The organism is Nocardioides sp., from assembly GCF_050699375.1.
GTDB lineage: Bacteria > Actinomycetota > Actinomycetes > Propionibacteriales > Nocardioidaceae > Nocardioides.
The window spans coordinates 1-26,237 of record NZ_JBOHDN010000141.1 but is presented as its reverse complement, the minus strand read 5'-3'; the positions used below and the strand labels follow the sequence as shown (position 1 = coordinate 26,237).

Here is a 26,237-nt window from a genome sequence, read left to right as displayed (position 1 = left end):
GCTCGAATTATAACGGATCTGCGAAGGTTCGGCGGGCGTGGCTCTTTTGGTCATTTGAGCCGAGCGAGTCAGGTTAATCTGAGCCCTCGTCAGATCACCTGGCCACTGCGGAATCGGGCGCGCGGCCTCAAGCCCGATTCGGAGCACCTGCGTGTCGTCGCCCCCTCATGTCCGCGTGGTTTTTGAGACCGGGGAGTGGGGCCACTTTCCCGACCCGGGTGATGCCGTCGCTCGTCGGCTACGAGTGGTCTGGCGGATAGAAAATATCCAGCCTCTCGGTCGCCTGGCCTCATGGACTCGCGCCCGAAAAGCTTTGAGCGGAGGAACGGGCGCATGACGCCCACGCAACCCATGACCGTAGTGGCTCCCCAGCCGGTGGCTCACGTAAGCAAGTCCGGCGCCAAGTCTTCTTTCCGCCCAGATCTTCAAGGCCTACGTGCCATCGCGATTGGCACGGTCCTCGTCTACCACCTGTTCCCGGGGGGTTGGCTCGGTGGCGGATACATCGGTGTCGACGTCTTCTTCGTGATCTCCGGCTTCTTGATCACCAGTCACCTGGTCTCCACCTCGCGCAACGCCGGCGGCCGGATCTCCCTGATCGACTTCTACGGTCGTCGCGCGCGCCGGCTGATGCCGGCTGCGATCCTCGTGCTGACTGTGACGTGGCTCGTCTCCAAGCTCGTCCTGCCGACGACCAGGCTCGCCGACACGGCGGAGCAGGTGCGCGCCAGCACGCTCTACTTCCAGAACTGGATCCTTGCCGGCAATGCCGTCGACTACCTCAAGTCCGACAATGCACCGAGCCCTGTCCAGCACTTCTGGTCGCTCTCGGTCGAGGAGCAGTTCTACGTCGTCTGGCCGCTGTTGTTCCTGGTCGCCTGGGGGATCGCTGTTCTCGTTCGCCGCGCTGTCGAGCCGTCGGGGCGAGGACTGCTCGCCAACCGCGTCATGCTGGCTCTCGCCGTCGCGGTTCTGGCGCTCTCGCTGTGGTGGTCGATCGTCGAGACGAAGAATGACCCGGCGGCCGCGTACTTCGTCACGACCACGCGCATGTGGGAGCTCGCGGCAGGTGGGGTCTTGGCGCTGCTTCCGGTCGCGGTCACTCAGCGTCTGGGCGCACTCGGATCGCTGTCCTGGATCGGTCTCGGAGCAATCCTGGCCTCGGCAATCCTGATCAGCGACTCCGCGGCCTTCCCCGGAGCGATCGCGATCGTGCCTATCAGCGGCGCGGTTCTGATGATCGCCTGTGGCGCCGGCAAAGCGAGCACCAACAGGTTGATGTCGACCCGACCGATGGTCTTCCTCGGTGACATCTCGTATTCGCTCTATCTGTGGCACTGGCCGGTCATCGTGCTCTGGAAGACCTGGACGGTCGACGAGATCGGATGGATCGACGGACCCGCCATCGCGGCGGTCTCGATCCTTCTCGCGTGGCTGACGAAGCGGTTCGTCGAAGACCCGTTCCGGAAGAACGCCTTTATCTCCAAGAGCACGTCCCGCTCGCTGGCGACGCTCCTGCTCGCCGTCATTCCTGTCGCCTTGGTGAGCATGTGGTCTGCGCCGACGGCAGACTCTGCTGCCGACAGGGCCGGCACTCGTGATTACCCGGGTGCCGCAGCCCTCGCCGACCCATCCGTCCGCGTACCGGACGTCGAGGCCATCCCGGATCCCGCCGCGGCGGCGTCCGACTGGCCAGGCCTCGGCGACACCTGCCAGACACCGATCATGGAGTCGGAGGTCCAGACCTGTTGGTTCGGCGAGACGGAGAAGCCTCGGAAGACGATCGCCTTCGTCGGTGACTCGAAGACGACGCAGTTCTTCTGGTCGGTCAAGGCGTGGGCTGAGAAGAAGAACTACGCGATCGTCGTGATGCGCCACAGCATCTGCGCCTGGGGCTCGACGATGGCTGATATCCCTGGCGAGGACGGTCCTTACGTCACCTGCCACAAGTGGGGCGTAAAGGTCCTGGACCAGGTCATCAACGACATCAAGCCGGACGTCGTGATCACCACCACGCGCCCGACACTCGGAACTCCTGACCATCGCGCCTTGGACGAAACCTCGTGGAAGGCCATCGGCGATGGCATGGCGGACTACTGGCGCAAGCTGATCGCGCACGACATCGGCGTCGTTGCGATCAAGGAGACGCCGGAGATGGGGAAGGACATTCCCGACTGCCTCTCGAAGCCCGGAGCCAAACCGTCCGATTGCGACAGGAAGCGCTCGAAGGCCATCGGGAAGGGTATGCCGGTGGAAGCTGCCGCCAAGCAGGTGCCGCAGGCGACCTACGTCGATCTCAACGATCATCTCTGCGGGCCGAAATGGTGCCGACCGGTCGTGGGCAACATCGTGGTCTACATCGACTCCCACCACATCACCAAGACCTACGGGATGACCGCTGGATCGCACTTGGTCGATGCGCTGAAGAAGCAGCCCGCGCTCAGGCCGTAGGCCTGCGCCGGCCAAAGCGGCGAGCTCGGTTTATTACAGATCTGCTAAGGGTTGCCAGATCTGCCGGGTTTGGTGTTTTGGGCTCTTCGGTTCGGTTAACATTGAACTTGTCGCAATGGCTGGTCCGGGAGGGGCCGTCAAATTTCGTGGTGCGACTCGGTCTGTGACATCTACCGTCACGGTGCCGTGCTAGCGCGCCTGCGCGCTGGCAGTTCAGAACCAACAGGCACGGCGATATCGGGCGCCCGCCACGAACCCGATCCGGAGTACCTGCGTTGTCGTCGACCCCTCTTTTCAGTCTGGTCGTCCCCACCTATGGGGTCGAGGCGTGGATCGGGACCTTCTTGGAGAGTCTGCGGCGTCAGGTCGGTGGTCTCGGAGACGCCGAGCTGATTTTCGTCGTGGATGGCTCGCCCGACCGAAGCGAGGAGCTGATCCGGCGCTGGATCACCGATCATGACGTCGCCACCGCCCGGGTGATCGTGAAGGAGAACGGGGGACTGTCCTCGGCTCGCAACGCCGGTCTCGACAGCGCGACCGGGACCTGGGTGTCTTTCCCCGATCCCGATGACGCGCTCGACGAGAACTACCTGCAAGGCGTACGCGACTATCTGGCGACCGGCGAGGAGCCGGACTACGTCGCATGTAGGTTCATGCCCTTCTCGGGGGAGGACCCGTCCACCGCGCAGGACGACCATCCGTTGTCCTTCCGTTTCAAGCCCGGCACTCGGACGGTCGACCTCGACCTCGAGCCGCGCTATTTCCCGTTCTCGGTCAACAACAGCTTCGGGCGCCTGGAGTTCATCCGGGAGGAGGGCTTGCGCTTCGATGCCCGGGTTCGACCGGTCGCAGAGGATGGGGTCTACACGGCGCACTACCTCGCTGCGAGACCGTCACGACGGGTGGGATTCATCGCCGAGTCGATGTATTTCTACCGCAAGCGTGGTGACGGGTCCTCGCTGGTGGACAAGGCTTGGGCCGATCACGACCGTTACACCGCTGTTCTTCGTCACGGCTTCATCACCGCCATGGATCGGTTCGGCGACAACACCCCTCCGACCTGGCTGCAGTTCATGTCGCTCTACGACCTTCAGTGGTACTTCAAGAATGACGCGCGTTCAGGATCGGTGACCGCCTCTGTCCCTGAGGAAGTCCTTGTCGAGTTCCACCAGTTGGTTGACCGCCTCATCGGCAGAATCGACCCGAGGTCGTTCCTGGACTATGACCTGACCTGGATGCCCGAGGACCTTCGGATGGCCTGGTATTCGGCGCGCACCGGTTCCGTGCCATCTGGGCAGCGCGTCCGGGTCGACCACGTCGACCCCCAACAGCGTGCAACCCGATTCACCTACTACCTCACGGATCCGGAGGAGACCGAGACTCTGCTCGTCCGAGGCATCCCTACCCCGGCGATGGGTGCAAAGTCCCGGGCGTTGAACTACTTCGGCCGCACCTTCGTCTACGAGCGGATTGGCTGGGTCGACGCACAGCAGGACTGGGCGATGGTGCTTCCTGGTCAGACGACCCCGGCCCAGATCGTCTTCTCCTCGCACGACGTACCTTCGCGATACGCCCACTCAGACCTGGTCTGGAGCCGGCTTCGGGGCAGGGGCACACCACGTCCAGAGTTGCCGGCCCCGGCTCCCTGGGAAGAGCCGAAGCACCGCAGCCTCTGGCGGCGGGCGCGCGGCCGTCTCCAGCGCGAGCTGACGAAGCGCCATGGCGTACGCGAACCACAGCGGGTCAAGAAGCTGGCCCGCTCGAAGAAGGTGCGCAAGAAGTATCACCGCGCGTGGGTGCTGATGGACCGCGACACCATGGCCCGCGACAACGCCGAGACGCTATACCGGCACCTACGAGAGGCTCACCCGGAGGTCAACGCCTGGTTCGTGCTCAGCAAGTCCAGCCCAGACTGGTCACGCCTGAAAGCGGACGGGTTCCGGTTGGTGGCGTACGGCACCCAAGAGCACGTGCTCCTGATGAAAAACGCCGCACACCTGATCTCCTCGCAGATCGATCGCTACATCGTCACGCCGTACGACTTCGCGCGCTACGGCCGCGAGTGGTGGCGCTTCACATTCCTTCAGCACGGGGTGACCAAGGACGACCTGTCGCACTGGTTCAACTCGAAGACCATGCACCTGATGCTGGCGACCGGGGAGGCCGAGTATGCGTCGTTCGTGAGTGACAAGACGCCGTACAAGCTGACCAGCCGCGAGGTCGAGGTCACTGGGTTCCCACGTCACGACGACCTCCAACGGCTGCTCGACGCGACGCCGAACGATGACCGCAATGTCGTGCTGATCATCCCAACATGGCGGCAATACCTGCTCACGAGCGACACGACCAGTAGCAACCAGCGTGCATTGGCCGAAGGTTTCCACGAGACGGCGTACTTCCAGAATTGGATCCAGGTGCTGTCCAGTCCGCAGATTCGCGATGCAGCGACACGAGCCGGGGTTGAGGTGGCCTTCGCGCCGCATCCGAATCTCCAGGGACTCCTGGGTCCGGGTGATGTTCCCGACTGGGTCCACTTGGTGTCCTACGCCGACGACGACATCAAATCGTGGATCGCGCGGGCGACGCTCGCGGTAACGGACTACTCCTCACTCGCCTTCGACGCCGCGTACGTGCATACGCCGTCGGTCTACTTCCAGTTCGACCGCGAGGAGTTCTTCGCGGGGGCGCACGCCTACCGCAAGGGCTACTTCTCCTACCCGGAGGACGGGTTCGGCCCGGTCGTCGAGGACGCCGAGGCGGCGATCAGTGAGGTCATCGCGGCGATAGAGTCGCCGAAGAAATTCGTGGAGCCGTTTGCAGACCGGATCGAGCACGTCTTCGCTCACCGCGACACCCACAACAGCGAGCGGACCGTGCAGGCGATCCGGCGGATCAACAAACCGCTGCGAAACCGGCTCTCGGTCGTCGATCGCCCCGAGGTGGTGGAAGGGGCCGAGGAGGAGACATCGACCGCGGGCCCGGGCCCTCTAAGCGTTGCCGTCGAGGCGCTGGAGCAGTCTGCGCGGGTGCCTGAGCAGGCAGTCGAGGCGCTGTTGCTCGCCGTCGATGCGCTGGATTCGAGCGTGGCGGTCACCGGACCGGATGGTCAGATCTTGGACCCGCCGATGGAGCACGACCAGTCGACGACCCGATAGTGGCGTGCCGTGCCCGCAGTGTGTGCGGTTGCGCCAATCCTTGCCTGTTCGCAGGTGCCGGATGAATTTGTGGACTCACCCCATGCCGTATTGGCGTCGGACCGCTTCGAGATCCATGACTAGTTCGGATGGCAGGGCCTAGTTCGGATGGACTATACCGTGCCCCGTATGGGTAACGGAACGTCCACGGGAGTGGAACACCGGTTGAGTTCTACTCCCTGCGAGCGCAGAGCGATGCAACTGTCTCTGTCGCATGCCCATCGCGCCCTCGGAGCCGACGGCGGCAAACAGACATGTGTTGTCCGGGTCGGCTCTGGAGGAGTCCACGTTGAAGTTCCCCTGCGCTCTGGATGTAGCGGTGGCATTTACGTCCACCCTGTTGCTGGCGGGTGGGTTGTGCGTGATGCCCGCGATGGGTTTGGCGGAGGCGGCCGCCGGCGTGCCCGCGATCGTCCCGCCGGCGCCGCCGGAGGTGCTGCTGACCGAGGCAGAGGCGGTTGCGCAGGCGCAGGAAACCGGCGAACCCACGGTTGTGGACACTTTGACCACGCCCACTCAGATCGTGCGAGCGGTGCCGGACCAGGGCATGGTCGCAGAGATCAGTCCCGGACCAGTGCGGGTGCACGAGAGCGACGGCTGGCACGAGATCGATGCATCGCTGGAACCGGATGGAGCTGGTCGGCTGGCGCCGGTGACTGCGCCGGCAGAGTTCACGATCACCTCCGATGGAACGGGTCCGCTGGCGGAGCTTGAGGGCCCCAGCGGTGAACAGATCGCTCTGTCGTGGCCGGCCGAGTACGGCGACCTTCCGGCTCCGAGGGTGGACGGGAACCTAGCGACCTTTACCGGCGTCTGGGGCGGTCAGGTCGACTTGGTGGTCGGCGCGAGCGTCGCCGGGTTCCAGACTTATCTGGTGCTGCACGATCGTGCTGCGGCTGAGCTCCCGCAGGTGGCTGACTTCCACTTCGATCTGACCGCTTCCGGCGTTGATGTCGCCGACGATGGCGAGGGTGGTCTGGAGGCGACCAACGGGACCGGTGAGGTGGTCTTCGCGTCACGTCATCCAGAGCAGTGGGATGCCGGTGACGCTGCTGACCCGGACTCGACGAACACCGGGCCGAGTAAGTCGGAGCAGGGCGCAACGATCGACCAGTCAGATGCGCCGTCGACGGAGGAGATCAGGCGTTTGGTAGAACGCCCCGACGATTCACGGTCGGCGGCCATGACCATGTCGCTCGAGCCTGCATCCGCCGGGGCTGAGTCGAAGCGGGGGGCCGCGGCAGGCGGGGCCGAGAGCGGTGAGACTGCTGCGGAGCTGCACGTGCGTCCGGACGTGTCGATGTTGCTGGCGGAGGAGACAACGTTTCCCGTTGTTCTCGACCCTCCGCTGGAACGTCCTGACCTGGGTGCTGAGTGGGGGATGTATTGGTCGAGTGGCGAGCACTGGTACGGGGATGTGGCGTTGGGTCGCGCTGGGTATGACGGCTGGTCTTCGGCGACGAAGAGGGCGCGTTCGTTTTACAAGTTCGACATCGAGAGCTTGCAGGGGACCCAGATCCAGTCGGCGACGTTCTGGCATAACCAGTTCCATTCGCCCGAGCACACGTGCAACACGACGGGTGCTGGGATCGAGGTGTGGACGGTGGAGGCGTTCAACTCGGGGACGCGGTGGCCAGGGCCGGCGAAGATCGACCATCAGTCGACCAACTACAAGGCCCGCGGGCATGAGGACTACTGCTCGTCGAACTACACGAACGAGTGGAACGTGAAGTCCGGCTTGATCTCGGATCTGAGCCACGGCTACGACCGGATGCGGTTGGGCATGTTCGCCAAGGACGAGACCAACAAGTACTCCTGGCGCCACTACGGCGCCTCGGATGGTGCCTATCCGAGGCTGCTGGTGACCTATAACCGGCCGCCGAACGAGCCTTCGAAGCGGTACAACGGAAACACCAGCACCGATGCTGCGGTGCACTACGGCGGCAAGTATTACGTCCGGACGCGCCAGCCGGTGCTGTTCGCGACCACGACGGATCCGGACGGGAACCAGGTACAGCAGCGGTTCATCGTGAAGAACTCCTCGGGCAAGGTCGTCGTGGACCGTAGGAACGCATTTCATCCATCGGACACGCGCGCGGGGATCACGTTGACCGAGAACCTCCCCGATGGGAACTACACGTGGCAGGTATACGGGATCGACTCCTATGGCCTTCAGGGGCCGGCGTGGGGACCGGTGTCGTTGGTGATCGACACGGTCCGTCCTGATCCGCCAGTGGTCGCGGCGCCCAAGGTGGGTTCTTACGGCCAGGGTGTGACGATCTCGATGGACTCGCCGTCGACGGATGTGCGGTACTACCGCTATGGGTTCTTGACCTCGGCGACCCCGAGCTCGAAGGAAGCTTCTTCGCTAGGGGCGAAGGTGTCGGTGACTCGGTCCGGGCATATGGGCCCGGACTGGATCACAGCAACTGCTGCGGATGTTGCCGGGAACGTGTCGACCGCGAAACAGCTGAAGTTCAAGGTGATGGGTGCCTCGACCTCGCATCAGTGGCATCTGGACGGAAATGGTGCCGACGAGGCTCCTGCGGAGCAGGAGCCCGCGACACTTGCGCTGTCGGGGTCGCCGACCTGGGTCAACGGTCACGATCGTGACTACGACCCGGTCGGGTCGGGCAATCAGATCTGGGCCGCAGGTGACAAGGCGCTCTCGTTGAACGGGTCCGGCCAGTACGCAACCTCGTCGGGTGCGAATGCGAACCTGGTCAAGCTCTCCGAAGGTTTCGCCGTCTCGGCTTGGGTCAAGGCGGATCCTGCGGAGTTCGGGAAGTGGTCGCTGATCTCAGCGTTCCCGGACTCCTCGGATAACTGGGCGCGTGCTCGGGTCGGGCTCTACTACGACCAATGGGCGTTCTCGCTCCGGGTTGCTGACGTGGGCTGGGTCAATGTGCTCTCCCCGGAGTTGTCCTTGGCACAGGCGACTGGTGGCTGGGTGCACCTGACAGGCGTCTATGAACCTTCGCCGGGTCGAATCCGGCTCTACATCAATGGGATCGAGGCCGGATCCGCGCCGGTCAGTGGGTCCGTCGATCAGAACGCGAATGCGTTGAGTCCGCTGCTGCTCGGCGCCTCGCCGAACGGGGGCAGCGCACCCAGCGGGTTCTTCCACGGTGTCGTGGATGAGGTCCGGGTCTACTCGGGGCCGTTGGACCCGACCGGTGCCTACCTGGTGGCGCACGAAGTTCGGAACACGCCATGAGCACGCACCGCCCTGATGACCATTCGCCAGACGGCGACCTCGGATCAAAGCCTCGGACTAGGACGGCTGCAGTGAACCTTCGCTTCCCCCACCTTCTGCGCTGGGCATCGCGCCGTCTGACGGGGCCGGGTGCCGCGATGGCAAGCCGCGGCCGCGGCGTACGGCTGGGACTTCGGCTCGGGGTGGCCTTGTCATTGGCGGTGACGTTGCTGGCGGGGATGCTGACCAGCTCGGTGCCGATCACGGTCCCGTTGCTGCGGGTCGTTGATGGCGTGGTCTGTGGAGATGAGGCGGGGCAGTCGCAACGCGCGACGACCTTCGATGCTCCTTGTCTGGCACCAGAGGCTACTGGGGAGGTGACCGATGCGTCCCCGGGCGAGGTCGAGGTCCCGGTCGAGGAGGAGGACACTGTCCCGGACCCGGTCCCAGTTGAGACCGCCGCCGCGGAGAAGTCCACCGTCGGTACTGCAACCGTGAGTCCGACCGAGAAGCTGACCCAGGCCGACGATCTCCCAGTGTGGGTCGAAGCCGACGATGGCGATGCAGGCAAGGCTCCGAACGTCGAGGTCGAGGTCGTGGGCGACGACCCGGCGGACGCGGCTCGTGGCCGTGCAGGGGCGTCGGGTCCCGTGGTTCGGGTCACCCCGGAGGAGGTGGCGGGTGCGGGCGCCTCGTCATCGGCAGCACCGCCGGAGGTGGCGCCTGTAAAGGTCGCGATGGACGTGTCCGCCTACAGTCGGGCCAGCACGCCGGTGGGTGGCGGCTGGGAGAGTCGGCTGCGGCTGGTCGCTTACCCGGCGTGTGTGTTGACCACTCCCAAGAACAAGTCCTGTCAGGTCTCGACGTGGCTGGACACGACTCGAGACAGCAAGGGCCGCCTGAGCGCCACTCTCCCCGGCGATCTTCTCAGCAAGCCTGCCCCGAACGTGGCTCCCCCGGAGCAGTCCAAGAACCCAGGTAAGACCCCCGAGGCTGAGACGAACCAGCCCGGGGAGACCGAGTCCGAGACCGCTGATCCTGAGGCAACCGAGTCTGGGACCGCCGAGTCGGCCCCCGCTGAGCCTGAAGCGTCTGAGTCCGCCGCATCGAAGGTCGAAGACGGCTCCAACGAGCCGGAGGCGGCTGAGGAGTCTCCCGAGGCCAAGTCCGCTGAGGCTGCTGCTGAGCCGGCGGCGGCCGGTGTGGTGTTGATGGCCGAGACGACCCCGACCGGTGCCGACGGTGACTGGACGGCCACGTCGTTGGGGACGGCGGCGTCGTGGTCGGGCGGTGGATCCAGCGGTTCGTTCACGTGGTCCTACCCGCTGCAGACCCCGCCGGTCGCTTCGGGGATGGAGCCGGGCCTCGGCTTGACCTATGACTCCGGCTCGGTCGATGGCGTCATCGGTTCGGGCAACGTACAGGCCTCCTGGGCCGGTCTCGGATGGGACCTGGCGCCTGGGTTCATCGAACGCAGCTACGCGCCGTGCGCCGAGGACCAGGCCGATGACCCAGGCGCGGCGAACAACAAGGACCGTGACACCGGCGACCTGTGCTGGCGTGGCGAGGCGCTCAACCTCTCGCTGAGCGCGCACGCCGGTGAGCTCGTCAAGGACCCGTCCGGTGGTGCCGGCGACTTCCGGCTGCGGACCGACGACGGCTCGGTGATCACCCGGCTGGGGGTCAAGGGTGGCCAGTTCGAGCGGTTCCAGGTCACCACCCCCGACGGCACCCGATACCTCTTCGGTCAGACCGACGCCGACACCGGCGCGAACTCGTCACTGCGGGTTCCGGTCTACGGCAACCATGCCGGGGAGCCCGGCCACGCCGCGACGTTCGGCTCATCGAGCCAGGACGCGGCTTGGCGCTGGAACCTGACCGAAGTGACCGACCCGGTCGGAAACACGGTGACCTATCACTGGGCGAAGGAGACCAACCGCTATCGCGCCAACGAGAACATCGGCGCGGTTCCGGACGAGGACCGCGGCGGGGTTGCGACCGGTTATGACCGTGGCGGCTACCTCACCAAGGTCACCTACGGCACCAAGTCCGGGTCCACCGGCGCCGCCCCGGCGCGGGTCCTGTTCGACGTGTCCGAGCGATGCCGCAACTCCTATAACTGCAGCACTGGCAGCGGCAACACGCTGAACGCGAACAACGCCAACCAGTGGCCCGACGTCCCCTTCGACATGGTCTGCACCTCAGGTGACTGCGACCTGGACACGCAGTTCTCGCCGACCTTCTTCACGACAAAACAGCTCACCCGCGTGCGGACCCAGACCTACACGGGCAATGGTCCCGATGACGGGTTCGAGCCGGTCGACGAGTGGACGCTGGGTTATGTCTTCCCGAAGAAGCAAGACCCGCGCGATCAGGTGACGTTGTGGTTGTCCTCGATCACCCACCGTGCCGGCGCGGCCACGCCGGGCTCCGGCACGCTGGCGGGCAAGGCCATCTTCCGTTCGACACCGATGAAGAACCGCGTCGATACCTCCACCGACAACCTCCCGCCCATGTACCGGCCGCGGATCACGTCGATCATCGACGAGCTCGGCTCGGTCCTTGGCGTCGCCTACAGCCCGCCGGCGTGCAAGGTCGACGGCGCGTTCCCCGCCCCGTCGAACAACACACAACGGTGCTTCCCCGATGAGGCGCACTACGACACTTTCCCCGAAGAGAACCATTGGTTCTACAAGTACGTCGTCACCGCCGTCACTCAAGACCCCGGCATCGGGTTCCAGGTCCGCACCACCTACGGCTACGGCGATTCCGAGACCTCTGCTGGTGACTCTGACGGTGCCTGGGCACGCTCGGATGACCCACTTGCGCTGGATCGCAAGAAGCGGTGGAACCAATGGCGCGGATACGCGAAGGTCACCACCCGCGTCGGCGAGGCCGGAGCTGATGGCACCGGCCACCCGCGCACCAAGACGGTCGCGACCTTCGACCGGGGCATGGGGTCGGACGGAACCGGCCTGGACCCCGAGGCGAGGGCACGTGCCGGTGTGCCGACCTCGACCACTACCTATGCAGGCGAGAGCGTGGTCTCCAAGCAGACCACCAGCTACGACGTCATTCCCGCAGCCGCCGGGCACACCGCTGACCGTGACCCAAGGCGAGTGCAGACCGCCAGCACCCTGACCGCCAGTCCGCGCGCGAGCGCTGACGGCGGCGGGGGCCAGTACGTCAAGGTCACCATGGACTACGACTCGCGGGGTCGTGAGGTCGAGCGTGATGACCACGCCTACACCAAGACCAGCGACGCCGCGGCCGCCGACACGACCGACCGGACCTGCCTCTACACCACCTACCCCGGCTCCGTCGTGGGCGGATTGACCAGCTATCCCTCCCAGTCCCGCAAGGCTGAAGGTGCCTGCGGTGCTGAGCCGCCCGCTGCCGCGGGCCTGCTCGAGGGGACACAGTGGGCGTACGACGGGGGTAGCGTCGGCCAGGCACCTACCAAGGGTCTGGTGACGACGACTAAGGCTGTGGTCGATGACGCCTGGCAGACCACCGCTGCGACCACCTACGACGCCAACGGGCGGGTCAAGACGGTCACCGACGCCGCCGGCGCGGCGACCTCGATCGCTTACACCCCTGAAGCCGGCCGCACCCCAACCAAGGTGGTCTCCACCAGTCCGGACCCCGATGGCGCAGGCCCGCTGGCTCGGCATCAGACCACTACGGTGAATGAGCCCAAGTGGGGGCTCCCGACCACCGTGACCGATCCTGCGGGAGGCACGACAACCGCCGACTACGACAGCCTGGGGCGCCTGGTCAGCGTGAAGCTGCCCGGGAACAACAGCGGGGTCGCGGACCTGGCCTACACCTACCAGCTGCGTGGGGCCGGTGGGGCGAAGACCAACGCGATCACCACCAAGACCCTCACCGGTGGCACCGCCGGTTCTGCGCCTGGCCAGGTGACCAGCACCGCATTGTTCGACTCGCTGGGACGCCAGGTGCAGTCCCAGGCCGAGACCCGGTGGACCGATGAGAAGAACAAGGTCGCCAAGGGTCGGGTCGTCTCCATCACCAACTACGACACCGCCGGCAGGGTCGCCCAGGTCGACAACCAGGTCCTGGCCGCCGGGCTCCCGACAACTACGTTCGTGGATCCGGTCGATGCGGCTCCGGAGTCGGTCCTCACCACCTATGACGGTGCCTCCCGGCCGATGACGCAGACCACGAACTGGGTCGGGACCGATGCCGACCCGGTGACCCGGTACTCCTACGACGGCAACCTCACTCACACCAACCCGCCCGATGGTGGCGTCGCGACCACGGTCGTGGCTGATGCCCGTGGGCGGAGCAGCGAGCAGTGGAAGCACACCGACGGCGGAGCGAACAGCGACGCCGGTGACGGCACGAAGGTCGTCACCAGCTATGGCTACACCGCCACCGGGCTCCTGGAGACGGTCAAGGATGAGAAGGACAACACCTGGACCTATACCTATGACGAGCTGGGCCATCGCCTGTCCACCAGCGACCCCGATGCCGGGGACTCCTCCACCACCTATGACGACCTGGGTCGCCCGGTCGAGTCGGTAGACGCCAACGGCACGAAGCTGCGGACCAGCTATGACGCGATGGGCCGCCAGACGGCGCTCGAGGAGGTCGCCGGCGACGGGACGCGCGAGAAGGTCGCAGGTTGGGTCTACGACACAATCCAGACCGGGCAGCTGACCTCGACCACTCGCTACCGCGACGGTGCTGCGCTCTACACCCAGGCGATCGATGCCTATAACCCGGCCGGGCAGCCCACTGACAGCCACGTCACCCTCGCCGCCACGGCAGGCTTGGTGCCGGGCGAGGTCGCCGGCACCTACCGGACCAAGCAGTCCTACCGACTCGATGGGCAGGTCGCCGCGACCAGCTACTACCCGATCACCCCGACGGGAGCGACCACGCCGGTGTTGCCGGCAGAGAAGGTCGTCCACGACTACGACGACCTCGGCCGCCCGATCCGGATGGGTGGCTCGATGGGCCAGTACGTGATCGCGACCGCCTACTCCGCCTACAGCCAGCTCGACCAGCTCGCGCTCGGGAACACCTACGGGCACATGTCGTGGCAGTCCTACCGCTACCAGCCCGGCTCCGGCCGCCTGTCCGAGCAGCAGGTCGACCGCCAGACCCGCCCCGAGCTCGACCAGCTCCAGACCTATGCCTACAACCTGGCCGGGAACGTAACCAGTGTCCAGACCGACAAGCAGGCCACCGGTGCCGCGGATCCGTCGTGGCAGGAGACCGAGTGCTATCAGTACGACGGACTGAACCGCCTCAAGACGGCCTGGTCGGGCACCGCCCAGACCTGTGGCGAGACCGCCCCGGCCGCGGGTGATCTGCCCTCGGGGCATGGGTTTGCCCAGGCGTGGACGTTCGAGGACGCCACTAACAACCGGCTCACCGACACGTACACCACAGCTGAGGGCACCACCCGCGCCACCTACTCCTACCCGGCTGATGGGCCCGCGCATGCACCGGGAACGGTCGCGGTCGACACGGTTTCGGGGACTGCGGATGCGGCCCTGACGGGGATCGAGGGCACGTACACCTACAGCGATGCCGGCGAGCTCTTGGGTCGTCCGGTCAAGGGTGATATGCAGCGTCTGGAGTGGGATCCCGAGCACCACCTCGCTGGTGTCGACCCGGCCAGTGAGACGGCCGCAGCTCAGACAGCGGTCTATGACACTGCTGGGGCACGGGTGCTGCGCAGGGTCACCGACCCAGGAGCCAGCACGGTCACCACTGTCTATCTGCCTGGTGGTGTGGAGTTGGTCCACGACAGCGCCAAGGACACCGGCGCCGGTCTCCAGGCTGGTGAGGTGGCGCCGCGGCGGGACTACACGTTCGCGGGCCAGCTGATCGCGACCCGGACCGGGCTGAACCCGGCCGATGTGACGACCTGGTCGGTCGATGCCCAGGGCACCCCGGAGTACGCGCTGGGGAACGCCGAGACCGCGGCTGCGTCGGCGGAGGATGAGTCCGTGCCGCAGCGCCGCCAGCGCCCCTTCGGTGCCGACCGAGGCACGCACCCGGACAAGGCCGCGTTCCCAGGGGAGAAGGGGTTCGTCGGGTCAACCCGCGACGAGGGCGTGGACCTGCTGCAGGTCGGTGCCCGCCCCTACGACCCAGTGCTAGGGCTGTTCGTGACCACCGACCCGATCGTGGATCTGTCCGACCCGGCGTCGTTGAACGCGTACTCGTATGCGAACCAGAATCCGGTCACCTTCAGTGATCCGACGGGTCTGTACGCCATCGGCGACGACCGCAAGCCTGACCATGGGACCAACCGCGCGATCACCAGAGCACGTCTGACGGCTCCACCCCCTCCTCCGGACCCGATAACCGTGATCAGCAGCTTTCCCGGTGAGGAGTTTTACGCCCAGCCGGGAGTCAGCGGTGACGAGATTGACGAGATGGTCGCCGAAGAATTGGAACTGTCATCCCCCATTGACGTTGCGCTGACCCGCATCGCTTGGGCCTGCGACCGTGGCGACGACGACTTCAAAGACCAGCACTGCGCGAAAGCGTCGATGGACTGCGATGGATGGGCATGTGGATCGAACCAGGGCGCCAAGGACGCCTTCATCCTCTTCGTGGGCGACCCATCAGCCTGCAAGGACCTCGGAGCGGCTTGCATATTCGAGGTCGCCGCGGCCATCCCGGCATTGAAAATCCTCAAGGCCAAAGAAGCCGCCATGGCCAGCCGGGCCGCCACAAACGCTGGAGCGAAGCTCGGATGGAAGGCTGGCGATGACATCTATGCGCTGACCAAGGCGGGGAACAAGCCTGCGTGGTCAACCGTCCGAGGCCGCTTCTGGAAGAATGAAGCGGCGAGTTCGCAGATCGACAGTTGGAGTGAAGCCAACATCGCCCGGATGCGTCGAGGGCTTGCGCCACAGCGCTACAACCGTGACAAGGGCGGTATGGAGTCCATGGAACTGAGCCATGAACCCATCCCGTACCGTGACGGGGGCACCGAAGTCGTTCCTCGGTGGCCGCAGGAGCACGCTGCCGTTGATCCCTACAGACACCCGGGGTACTGATCGTGACCGACCTGTCCGAGCTCTTCGCTGAGCAGCAGACCAACGTCATTGACTGGAACGGAACGGTGATTTACGGCCTGTTCGAGTTCAACGAGGTGCCGACCGGCGTCCGTCTTACGTTCGCTTCGGCGGCGGAATCGCCAGTTCAAGGAGTCCAGCTCCGGATACGAGGAGGGGTGCTGGAGGCGAACGGCGTCGAAGGAGAAGACATCGTCCTCTGGCGCGATTCTGCGCCGTCCTCGGTCGTTGTCAGTGTGCGCCGACGAGGGCGGGGTAAGACGAGTCTGAAGTTGTGGAACGTGTGGCGGGGCGGTCACGACGTCACGCAGGCCTGGTTGGGAAACTCGGCTATTCAAGTCGAGGGCGATCCCGCCAGTGACTCGTTCCGACTTCGATGCAGCGATGGGCAGGGCGAGGCGAACTTCGACGACCTCGTCCTGGACGTTGAGCTCGAATGATGTCGCGAGTCGTTGCGCCCCGTTGATACGGGTGGTCAGGAGACATTGTCTGGTCGGTGGGCGCCGATAACGTCAGCGGCGCTGTTGGGACTGCTGCGGGGATGTGCGGCACGGCATACCTGATCCTTGCGACAGCCCTGTCCCTTTCCCGTCTTCGACGACGACGGGACCGACTAGGAGGAGGGCGCGGTGAGCTAAAAGAATGGAGCTTGCTCGGCTTCGACGCCGCCGCAAGCTCCGGTGAAACGGTCGGTACTGGTCGGTCGTCGTCGGTCACCACCGGATGGCGGCGCCCCCCACTCTCGGCGTTTGCGCAGGTCAGCGGCTCGTTCGCCCAGTGGGCGCATCAAGCGATAGACGCAAAGCCGACGTGATTAGGTCGTCGGTTCGATTCCGACAGGCGGCTCTGGCGAACAGCCCCTGACCTGCGGAAGCGCAGGGCAGGGGCGGTTCGGTTCTGGTGGTCGCGCGATGCGCTGGCCTCACGGCTCTGCCCGACACCGACGTCGCTCTCCTCTGCGACGGACCCCTCGCCGGCTGAGCGCTCGCGGCCGGCATCCTGTCCGTGTGCCGATAGGCCTCGCTCCGCTCGGCAACGCGGCGTGGCGTTGTGTCGCGACCTGGACGTGCGAGGTGTCAACGGTGCGTCGGCGCAGCGATCGTTGTGTGCGCAGCGAGATGTTCCATGCCGCACGGGCGACGCGCACGAACGCAACGCCCCGGAACGCCAACGACCCGTCATCGCTGCGACGCGCAACGCGTCTCCCGTCACGGCAACGGATCGCAACCAAGACCCGCCCACGGCGCCTAGCGGGACGGAGGGCAAGTTGACACAGTTGCGCTGCCATGGAACCGCGCTGGCTCTCTCGATGACCACCGGTGAACCAGTGCCGCTCCAGGCTTGCGCCTGGTGTTGCCTGGCCCCCCTCGTGATCGGCCCGTCGGGGATCGTCAACGTGGTGCGGGTGTCGAGGCGGTCGGGTCCGACGGCTCGGCGGGGCGCGATCGTCTCGTGCGTTGGCGGACTACGGGAGCTTGGACGCGAGGACGTCGGCCGCCAGGATCTCGGGTGCTGCGCCGAGGAGGTGCTGGTTGGCCATCAGGGCTGCGACGATGGCGCCGTTGGCGTGGGCGTCGCGAGCGGCCTCGTCGGGGAATGCATCGAAGATCCAAAAGGTGTCGGCGTGGGTTCTAGCCGCGAACCAGACAATCGTTCCCACTTCTTCGTTGGCGAGTGCGACAGCGCCGGCGAGCAGATCGGCGAGCGCGTCGTGCTGTCCATCGGCCGCGACGATCTTGGCGACGAAGGCATACGGAAGTGATGCGGGTGTGGACATGAGGGGTTCTCCTTGAAGTCGGGGTTCTTCGTGGGGCGAGTTCAGCGTATGACGAGCGAGGGCCGATGGGGAGTGGCGTATACGACAGTATTGCTATTGTTCGCGCCATGCGTATCGGACTGATCGCGATCGACGGCTGCTTCGGTTCGGCTGTCGCGTCGGTCATCGACATCGTGCGGGTGGCCGACGGAGCCCGCGGCGATATCGACCCGCGGATCGACCCGATCGAACTCGCCATCCTCGGACCGAAACGGCGAGTGACCACGACGGCATCGATGACCCTGTCGGTTGACCACCCGCTGTCGGAGTCCGGAGAGTTCGACGTGGTCGTCGTCCCTGCGCTTGGAACCCTCACGGCCGCCGCTACCAACGACGCCCTCCAGAGCCGAGATGCTCGTTCGGTCATCGCCTCGCTCGGGCGCCTCGACGACGCGACCACCCGGATCGCCGCGGCGTGCACCGGCGTGTTCGCCGTCGCCGAGACCGGACGGATGCATCATCGGCGGGCGACGACCAGCTGGTTCCTGGGGCCGGAGTTCCTGAAGCGCTATCCGACCGTCGCCCTCGATCTCGACACCATGGTCGTCGTGGACGGGAACCTCGTCACCGCCGGCGCCGCGTTCGCCCACATCGACCTCGCGCTCTCACTCGTGCGATCGATCAGCCCCGACCTGGCCCAACATGTCGCCAAGCTCCTCATCATCGACGAGCGTCCGTCGCAGGCGGCCTTCGTCGCCTACGAACATCTCCGGCACGAGGACCCGATCGTCGTCGAGTTCGAACGCTTCGTGCGCGCCCGCCTGGACGAACCGTTCAACGTCGCCTTCGTCGCGCAGTCGCTCGGCACCAGCCGGCGCACCCTCGAACGACGAGTCCGTGCGGCGCTCAACCTCACTCCGCTCGGCTTCGTCCAACGGCTTCGCATCGAACGAGCTCGGCACCTCTCAGCAACCACGGACCTCACCTCCGCCGAGATCGCGCTACGGGTCGGCTACGCGAACGCCGAGACTCTGCGCTCCCTCCTGCGCAGGGAGCGACGCCGTTCCTGACCTATCGCCATGCCTGTAGCCGGTGTCCTAGCGCCCGGTTGGAACCACCTCTCAGCACGTCGCGTCGACGCTCCTGCGTCGCCCCTGGACGACCCACTCGACACGCCCGCAGCACAGGCCATGTGACGTGCCCCGGCTTCCCGGCCGGTCGGGGTTGGGTGGCTGTGATGTCGCTGCGTTCTCGTCGAGGGGGTCAGCAGACCCGATCAGGGTCGATTGGGATGAGACGCGAAGGCGGTCAGGTCAGGGCGGCCGAGGCCGGCCGGCGGGGTAGCGTCGGTCACGTCGAGGTCTTTCGGATGGATGGCGTAGGAACCTCCATCGTCGGGAGACCTCGACGTCTATCTGCGGACCGACGCGCCCGGCCGACCTACACCCTCATCTGGGAAGAGCCCCTTTCCTGGCGACATTGCCGGAGATGAGACCGTGATATCGGCCGGCGACCTCGCTGTGCGAGCTGACAAGTGCCCTGCGGTCATCGGCGGCGCCAACGTCAACCCATCGCCTACGCCGAGACCCTGGTGCCCTACATCCGGCGGGATCCTCGGGAAGTCGGGCTTGTCAGATGAGTCCACGCAGCCACCTGCGGCGGGGGCGGGGGAGGCGGCGACGGAAGTCGTCGCGAATGTCGTAGGGGAGAACACCGAGGAGGGCCCGTGGGTCGAACCTCGATCCCGGGAGCCTGGCCGAGGAGGCGATCTGGGCGAGGTCGAGCGAGGGGGCGGTCTCCGCGGTCACCGGGACGGTCACGACGTCGGCCTTCTCCAACGTCGTGAAGAAGTCGGAGAACCTGAAGCGGTGACCGGCGACGCCGGTGCCGTCGACGCGTAGCCAGACCCAGGGGATGCCGTACGCCTGGGCGATGATCAGGCCGTGCAGAGAGGTCGACACGACGACCTCGGACTGGGCGATCTCCTCGACCACCTCCTCGGCCGGTCGCTGCACGTCGACGTGGTGTCCGCGGGAACGGGTGATGAGTGACTCGGTGATGATGCGGGTTTGTGCGTGGCCCGGGATCACGCTGAGGCCGGATCGACCACTGGGGCGCTCGCCGGGCTGGAGGACGTACGGCATCAGCAGGGCGGGGTCGCCGTAGACCTCGGGTACGTCCCAGCCGAGGTGCTTGATGAGCTGGTTGCGTGTGCGTACGCCGCGGACGGCGAGGATCTCGCGGGGCTTGCGGTCGCGGAGGCGTTCGATGGCGGCCTTGCCCAGCGGAGCAGCCAGCCCGGAGCCCCAGATCGTCATCCCGGGCCGTTGCATCTTGCCGACCAGGGACCCGCCGGCCATGAGTGCGTTGCCGGCGTCGGGTTGCCCGATGGTGTTGTAGGACGGCAGGCCGGTGATCGTCTCGAGAAGCCATGGGGCGAGCTGGCCGTCGAAGGTCGTGGGCTGGTCGGGCCAGTAGGAGGCGACGGCGCGGGCCGGTTGCCGTACGGCCTCGTCGAGGACGGCGACGCCGGGCACCGGGTGGACCGAGTCGGTGCCGAAGACGTCGGACATGGCCTCGGAGAGACGTCCGTCGTAGCGGTGTCTTGTGGGGCTGACCGGAGCGGTGCCACCGCGGTCGTACTTCCAGTTGGAGGTGATGCCGGCGAAGTGGCGGTGCCGGATGCGAGTGGTGGTCGTCATCGTGACGCCGCGGACGCTGTGGGTCTTCCACTGCTCGGCATGCTGCGTACGCGTCGGGTCGATCGCCCACTTGCTGGTGCTCGGCTTCCGGGTGCTGTCATAGACGGTGAAGTCCGAGAAGTGCGGCGGTTGCCGGTCGGTCGCCCGGGGATTCTCGATCCAGCGCCCGGGATAGCGGATCGCACCCGACTCGGTGGAGGCGAGGAGGTCGAAGACCCCGGCGGCGTCCTCGGAGACCGCGAGCTCGTCGATGTCTTGGTTGAGCACCCCGGCGGCCTCGGAGAGGAAGCGGTGCCGGGCATGCTCGAGAATGCCGTACTCGCAGAAGTCGGAGTCCCACGGCGCGGCCGTCAGACCCTCCCAGTTGCCGCCCTGCGGGCCGAACTTGAACGGCCAGGTGACGACGACGGCGACGTCGATGCCAGCGACGTCGAGGGCCGCGAGGACGTCTTCGGGGCGGTAGCGATCCGATCCGTTGTCGTAGAACAGCACCGCGTCCACCCCCTGCTTCGAGGCGTGGAAGCGGGCCCAGTCGGTGATCCACCGCAGGTCGTTGTTCCTCGACTTGGTGACGAGGACCGACCGGCCGCGGAACCAGTCGACCCCGCTACCGGAGATCTCGGCTGAGCAGGTCGCCTCGCCCAGGGTCACCGTGAGCCTCTCGCCCCCGGCGGCCGAGGCGCTGAGCCAGGAACCCTGGGTGCGGTCGAGGTCACGGAGGTCCGCGGTGACCTCGGCACCGTCGAGACGCCACACGGACTCCGCCAAACCGGTGGCCAGGTTGAGCAGGGGCGGCCCGCTGAGCCGGACGGTGTCACCGACGGGGAATGCGTCGTAGACCAGGGTGTCGTGGTCGAACTTGTCGAGGTAGTCGGCCTGACGCAGCTCGGCCGGGCGGGGCGGGTCGCGGTGGACGGGCCAGGCGTCACCCAGCCGGAGGGGTGAGACGCCCACGACTCGTCGAATGGTGTTCTGCACGCACGGCTACTTTCACGGACAAGGAAACACAACCCGAGAGAACTGGGCTCGTCCCCGCCGCGAGCCCGCCGAGTCTATCGGCAGCCGAATCAGGTGCGCGGCCAGGGCCAGGCCTGATGGCGGTCGTGTGCGGACCATCCCCAGCAAGTAGGTCAGAACTAGTCCCAGACGTGCGAGCCCTTATACCGGCTGGTAACGGGCCCGTACGTCTGAAACCACTTTGGGCCGGGGACTGTCGGTGGCTCAACGCGTTGAGTCTCGGCAGGTTCGACCAGCGGAGGTGGGACGGGGGTCAGGTACGCAGTGCGTAGGGGTCGATGCCGGAGAGGTCCAGCTCGGGGACGTCGAGGGCGGTGCCGTCCTCGTTGCGGGGGACGCGGCCGTGCTCGGCGATCCAGGCGGCGACGTGCCGGGCCTGGGTCGGGCGGTCGTTCTCGACGAGCCAGCCGATGAGCCGCTGGCCCGGGGGGAGGCTGGTGTCGGCGAGGGTGCGCTCGGACCAGATGTCGCGGACCATCTCGACGAGCAGGTCCCACCACTCCTCGCCGGCCTCGGGGATCGCGGCGAAGTAGCGGCGCATGTCGCCTGGGAGGGTCTTGTTCAGGAAGATCTCGAGGACCTCGGGGTCACCGCCGTCGGCGACGTACTTCCGCACGGTCTCCAACGACATCTTCTTGGTGACGTGGCGGTCGCGGAGGTCGGCGACCGTGGAGCGTTGCTGGGTGATCGAGGTGCCGTCGGTGCGGATGCGCCAGTGGTAGACGACCTCGGGGATGACGTCGAAGGTGGTCGCCGCCAGATAGGCCTGCGTCAGGGTCGGCTGGTCCTCATAGCGCAGCCCCTCGGGCCAGGAGAGCCCGGCCGCGTCCCAGAACGTACGCCGGTAGACCTTGTTCCACGCGAACACATCGCCCAGGATGCGCGGGTCGGCGGCGACCGTGGTGGCCAGTCGAGCGGGGTTGTGGAAGTTCTGCATCCACACGGGCTCGATGAGCTCGCCGTCCTCCCAGCGGAACACGGAGCCGGTCACGAAGTCGGAGCCGGTCTTCTCCAGGGTGCGGACCATGGTGGCGTACGCAGCCCGCGGGACGACGTCGTCGGAGTCGGCGAAGGTGATGTAGTCGGCGCCGGCCAGGTGCCGCAGGCCGGTGTTGCGGGCCGCGCCGAGGCCATGGTTGGCGGTGCGGCGGACGCTCACGCGAGGGTCGCGGTCGGCGTACTCCTCGGCGATCACGCCGGTCATGTCGGTCGACCCGTCGTCGACGACGACCACGTGCAGGTTCTTGTAGGTCTGCCCGAGGATGCTGTCGAGGGCGGCGGGGAGCAGCGGCGCGATGTTGTAGGCAGGGACGATGACGCCTAGCAACGGCCGCCTCCGGGTCAGTCGCATGCCTCGGCCGCGGACAGCAGTGCGTCCACGGCTCGTGCGGCGGCGGCCCCGTCGTCCCAGGGAGCGAACTTCTCCCGGAAGGCGGCTCGGGCCTCGGCATAGGCCTCGTCAGCGGCCGGGCCGGCCGACAGGTGTGCGATCAGCGAGTCGTTGTCGCCGAACAGCGGCCCGGGAGCGGTCTCGGCGAAGTCGAAGTAGAACCCTCGCGAGGCTTCGTACTCGGCCAGGTCGGGGACCAGGAACACCTGCGGCCGGTCGAGGATCGCGAAGTCGAACATCACCGAGGAGTAGTCGGTCACCAGCACGTCGGCGGCCAGGAACAGGTCGTTGATGTCGGGGTAGAGGGTGACGTCGCGGATCCGGCCGGCGAGCTCGGGGGCGACCGAGGCGCCGGTGGACGTGTTCACGTGGCCACGGACCAGCACCGTCACGTCGGGCAGCGCCGCGACGACCTGTGCCGGGTCGAGATAGAGCACCTTGGAGAAGGAGTCGCGCCAGGTCGGGGTGTAGAGCAGCACCCGCTGGTCCTCGGCGATGTCGAGCCGCTTCCGGATGGCCGTCCGGGCCTCGTCGCGGTCATCGGCGGCGAGGACGTCGTTGCGCGGGTAGCCGGACTCCAGCACCTCGCCCTCGAACCCGAAGGCGCGCGGCAGGATCTCGGAGCAGTAGGGGCTCGGGCTGATCAGCCGGTCCCAGGCGCGCGCCTCGGCGTCCATCGTCCTCATGTAGAGGACCGACAGCCCGCCCTTGGGGTCGGTGATGTCCTTGGCGATGCGCTTGAGCGGGGTGCCGTGCCAGGTCTGGACGTACGCCTGGCCCTGGGCCTTCTCGAAGAAGAACGGCCAGTTGTCGTTGGTGACCAGATACCGCGCCCGGGCGAGCAGCTCGAACCACTCCGGTGAGAAGCGGACGACCGACCGGACCCCGTCGGGGACCAGCACGGAGCGGTCGTTGACGCTGTAGACCGGCTCCGGACCCTCGCCGGCGCGGTGGCGGGCCAGCAGCTCGCGCGCCATCGCCGCGGGGGAGTCGCCGGCCATCTTGCCCTTGAACGTCTCCAGCAGGGCGACCGGAAGGCGCTCCTCGTGGCGCTGCTCGAGGTAGCGCTCGCGCAGCTGCTGCTGCCTGCGCCCGGAGCGTACGTCCACGGGCAGGGCGTGCGAGATGACGATCAGGCTCCACGAGTTGCTGGTGCCGATGCGCACCGGGGCGTCGTTGATCTCGATGTCGATCGGGCCGTGCGCGCGCAGCGAGGTGGCGACCTTCAGGTGGGCGAACTCGCGCACCACGCCGGACTCGTCGAGGAGCCGCAGCTCGTAGCGGCCCGTCGGCAGCGCGGTGCGGCCGAGCTGCCAGGCGTCGCGCGCCACCGGCACCTCGATCTCGAACTCGCCGGCCGGAAGGGCGTGGCTCGCGACGGCGTCGACGCGCTCGGAGGAGAGCTGCAGGCGGTGGCCGGCGGCGCCGAGGCTGACGCCGCGGAGCACCAGCCGCTCCTCGGTCGCGTCGATCGCGGTGATGTCCACCGACGGCTGCCGGTTGGTCACCCGGACGGTGTTGCCGCCGCTGCGCACGACGTACGCCCGGCCGGGCTCGTCGCGGGGCTCGCTGTCGGGCCCGTTGCCGTCCTCGGCGCCGAGGACGTTGGCCTCCTCGGCCCAGCGGACCGGGACATAGCCGCCGGAGGTCAGCTTCGCCTCGAGCTCGCGCGATCGGCGCGGCTGGAGCTGGACGGTCATCGTGCCGTCGGCGGCACGGCGTACGACCTTGCCGAAGTCGGTGCCGGTGATCGGGTTGCGCTGCGGGCCGACGACGGTGAGCTCGACGGAGCCGTCGGGGTTGATCTGGTGGCCGGCGGTGCGTGCCCAGTCGTCCTGGACGTGGATGCGGAAGCCGTTGGCGCCGTTGCCGCCCAGACGGACCAGCCGGTCGGCCAGCACGTGGCCCTCGCGGAAGCCGGCCGGGCCGGACGGCACCTGGCCGGTGAGGCCCGAGACGCGGGTGAAGGCGCCCTGGGTGTGCTCGAAGTCGAGCACCAGATCATGCTGGCCGGCGGGGGTCACCTCGGCGAGCTTCTGGGCGTCGATGCGGGCCTCGAAACCGGCGGCCGCGCGGTCCTCGTAGGCCCGGTTGGCGACCTCGTCGAGCCACGGGTCGGTGAACCGGGTCACCGGGATCTCGACGTCCACACCCACGCCACGCACGTGCAGGCGAAGCAGGTGCGGTGCGTAGGCGTCGGTGAGGTTCTGCAGGAACGCGGAGCCGCGCAGGACGAGGTCGGCGCCGTCCCACGCGGCCGAGGTCAGCTGGACACGGGGGAGCAGGTCGACCTCCTCGACCCGCAGCGTGTCGGGCGGAAGGGTGCCGCGCTTGTCGAGCCCCTCGGGCAGCACGAAGACGGGACGACCGTCGACGACCCCGATCGGTCGGCCCGACTGGAACCGCTGGAACCAGCCGCGCAGGTCGTCGACCAGGTCGAAGTCGTCGTGGCTCAGCGCCCAGGAGACGACCCGGTTGCGGAACTGGACCCGGGCCCAGATCTCGCTGGGGATCTCGTCACGCAGGACGGCGAGGCGCTCGCGTACGGCGTCGGCGTACTCGGCGTTGTCGGCGCCGATCGCGGCCTCGACGTAGTTGGGGAAGTCGTAGTCGAGCAGCTTCACGAACCAGGTGTTGCGAACCTCGGTCGGGGCGTCCTGCACCAGCTCGGCACAGCGGTCCTGGCTGAGGATGCGGTCGGCGAGGTCGTGCAGCGTCGCCTTCTGCTGGGTGATCGAGGTGCCGTCGTCCCTCGTACGCCACAGGTAGACGCAGCGGTCGAGGATGTCGAAGGTGGCGTCGAGATAGGCGCGGGTGATCGGCACCTGGTCCTCGTAGCGCACGCCCTCGCTGAAGAGCAGCTCGTGCTCGTCGACGAAGCTGGTGCGGAAGACCTTGTTCCACGAGGTGATGTCGAGCAGCGCCAGCGGCTCGTCCTCGATGGTGAGCCCGGTGCGGGTCACCCGGGTCAGCTTCTTGACCCAGTTGGGGCGGGTCGCCCGGCCCTGCTCGCCGCGCTCGAAGGCAGCGGTCACGAAGTCGGACCCGGTCTGCTCGAGCAGGTCCACCATGGCCTCGTAGGAGCCCGGCAGGATGATGTCGTCGGAGTCGGCGAAGGCGACGTAGTCACCGCGGATGTGCTCCAGGCCGGTGTTGCGGGCCGCGCCCAGGCCGCCGTTCTCCTTGGTGACGATCCTGACCCGCGGGTCGTGGCGGGCGATGCGGCGTACGACCTCGGCGGAGCCGTCGGGAGAGCCGTCGTCGACGACGATGACCTCGAGCGCCTGCAGCGACTGCGTCAGGATGCTGTCGAGAGCGGCCCCGACCCACTGCTCGACGTTGTAGATCGGCATGACCACGCTGAGGATCGGCTTCGGACCGAGCCCGACTGCGTACTTCGCACGGCGTCCCTCGCGGCGGGCCGCACGGGCGATCCGCCGGGAGTCGACGTGCATCGTGCGGTCGAG

10 protein-coding genes are annotated in these 26,237 nt (G+C 66.9%); 6 read left to right on the top strand and 4 right to left on the bottom strand.

The features are described 5' to 3' along the window. Positions 1-333 precede the first annotated feature (333 nt). From ACRDPS_RS10265 to ACRDPS_RS10245, 5 genes are all read left to right on the top strand, one after another. On the top strand, positions 334-2,451 hold the full coding sequence (locus ACRDPS_RS10265) for an acyltransferase family protein (RefSeq protein WP_431501533.1): 2,118 nt from the start codon (positions 334-336) through the stop codon (positions 2,449-2,451). Between the two features lie 275 nt (positions 2,452-2,726). Continuing rightward, positions 2,727-5,606, top strand: a complete 2,880-nt coding sequence (locus tag ACRDPS_RS10260; RefSeq protein WP_431501532.1) for a bifunctional glycosyltransferase/CDP-glycerol:glycerophosphate glycerophosphotransferase — start codon at positions 2,727-2,729, stop codon at positions 5,604-5,606. 253 nt (positions 5,607-5,859) lie between these two features. Then, positions 5,860-8,862 (top strand): LamG-like jellyroll fold domain-containing protein, encoded by a 3,003-nt coding sequence (locus tag ACRDPS_RS10255; protein WP_431501531.1) that lies wholly within the window; start codon positions 5,860-5,862, stop codon positions 8,860-8,862. A 137-nt stretch (positions 8,863-8,999) separates the two neighbouring features. After that, positions 9,000-15,887 carry an RHS repeat-associated core domain-containing protein gene (locus ACRDPS_RS10250; RefSeq protein ID WP_431501530.1) on the top strand — a complete coding sequence of 2,296 codons (6,888 nt, stop codon included), beginning with the start codon at positions 9,000-9,002 and terminating at the stop codon, positions 15,885-15,887. A gap of 2 nt (positions 15,888-15,889) precedes the next feature. Further along, positions 15,890-16,345: a hypothetical protein gene (locus ACRDPS_RS10245; RefSeq protein ID WP_431501529.1), complete on the top strand. Its 456-nt coding sequence runs from the start codon at positions 15,890-15,892 to the stop codon at positions 16,343-16,345. A gap of 1,025 nt (positions 16,346-17,370) precedes the next feature. Here ACRDPS_RS10245 and ACRDPS_RS10240 read toward each other — a convergent pair. Then, the gene (locus ACRDPS_RS10240; protein ID WP_006247389.1) at positions 17,371-17,682 is read right to left on the bottom strand and encodes a putative quinol monooxygenase; all 312 of its coding nucleotides are present in this window, start codon (positions 17,680-17,682) and stop codon (positions 17,371-17,373) included. A 107-nt stretch (positions 17,683-17,789) separates the two neighbouring features. Between ACRDPS_RS10240 and ACRDPS_RS10235 the strand changes: the two genes are divergently transcribed. After that, positions 17,790-18,731, top strand: coding sequence for a GlxA family transcriptional regulator (locus ACRDPS_RS10235; protein WP_007079305.1), 942 nt, complete (start codon positions 17,790-17,792; stop codon positions 18,729-18,731). Positions 18,732-19,292: 561 nt separating this feature from the next. On the opposite strand, the gene ACRDPS_RS10230 is transcribed toward ACRDPS_RS10235, so the two are convergent. From ACRDPS_RS10230 to ACRDPS_RS10220, 3 genes are all read right to left on the bottom strand, one after another. After that, on the bottom strand, positions 19,293-21,341 hold the full coding sequence (locus tag ACRDPS_RS10230; RefSeq protein WP_431501528.1) for a polysaccharide pyruvyl transferase family protein: 2,049 nt from the start codon (positions 21,339-21,341) through the stop codon (positions 19,293-19,295). A 292-nt stretch (positions 21,342-21,633) separates the two neighbouring features. Continuing rightward, positions 21,634-22,731, bottom strand: coding sequence for a glycosyltransferase family 2 protein (locus ACRDPS_RS10225; RefSeq protein WP_431501527.1), 1,098 nt, complete (start codon positions 22,729-22,731; stop codon positions 21,634-21,636). Further along, positions 22,722-26,237 (bottom strand): CDP-glycerol glycerophosphotransferase family protein (locus tag ACRDPS_RS10220; protein ID WP_431501526.1); only part of this gene is annotated, 3,516 nt, incomplete at its 5' end. The genes ACRDPS_RS10220 and ACRDPS_RS10225, both read right to left, overlap by 10 nt.

Excerpts from the sequence above, each read along its gene's own strand:
- ACRDPS_RS10225 (WP_431501527.1), bottom strand. The coding sequence starts at position 22,731 with ATGCGACTGACCCGGAGGCGGCCGTTGCTAGGCGTCATCGTCCCTGCC.
- ACRDPS_RS10235 (WP_007079305.1), top strand. The coding sequence starts at position 17,790 with ATGCGTATCGGACTGATCGCGATCGACGGCTGCTTCGGTTCGGCTGTC.
- ACRDPS_RS10265 (WP_431501533.1), top strand. The coding sequence starts at position 334 with ATGACGCCCACGCAACCCATGACCGTAGTGGCTCCCCAGCCGGTGGCT.
- ACRDPS_RS10240 (WP_006247389.1), bottom strand. The coding sequence starts at position 17,682 with ATGTCCACACCCGCATCACTTCCGTATGCCTTCGTCGCCAAGATCGTC.
- ACRDPS_RS10255 (WP_431501531.1), top strand. The coding sequence starts at position 5,860 with ATGCCCATCGCGCCCTCGGAGCCGACGGCGGCAAACAGACATGTGTTG.
- ACRDPS_RS10250 (WP_431501530.1), top strand. The coding sequence starts at position 9,000 with ATGGCAAGCCGCGGCCGCGGCGTACGGCTGGGACTTCGGCTCGGGGTG.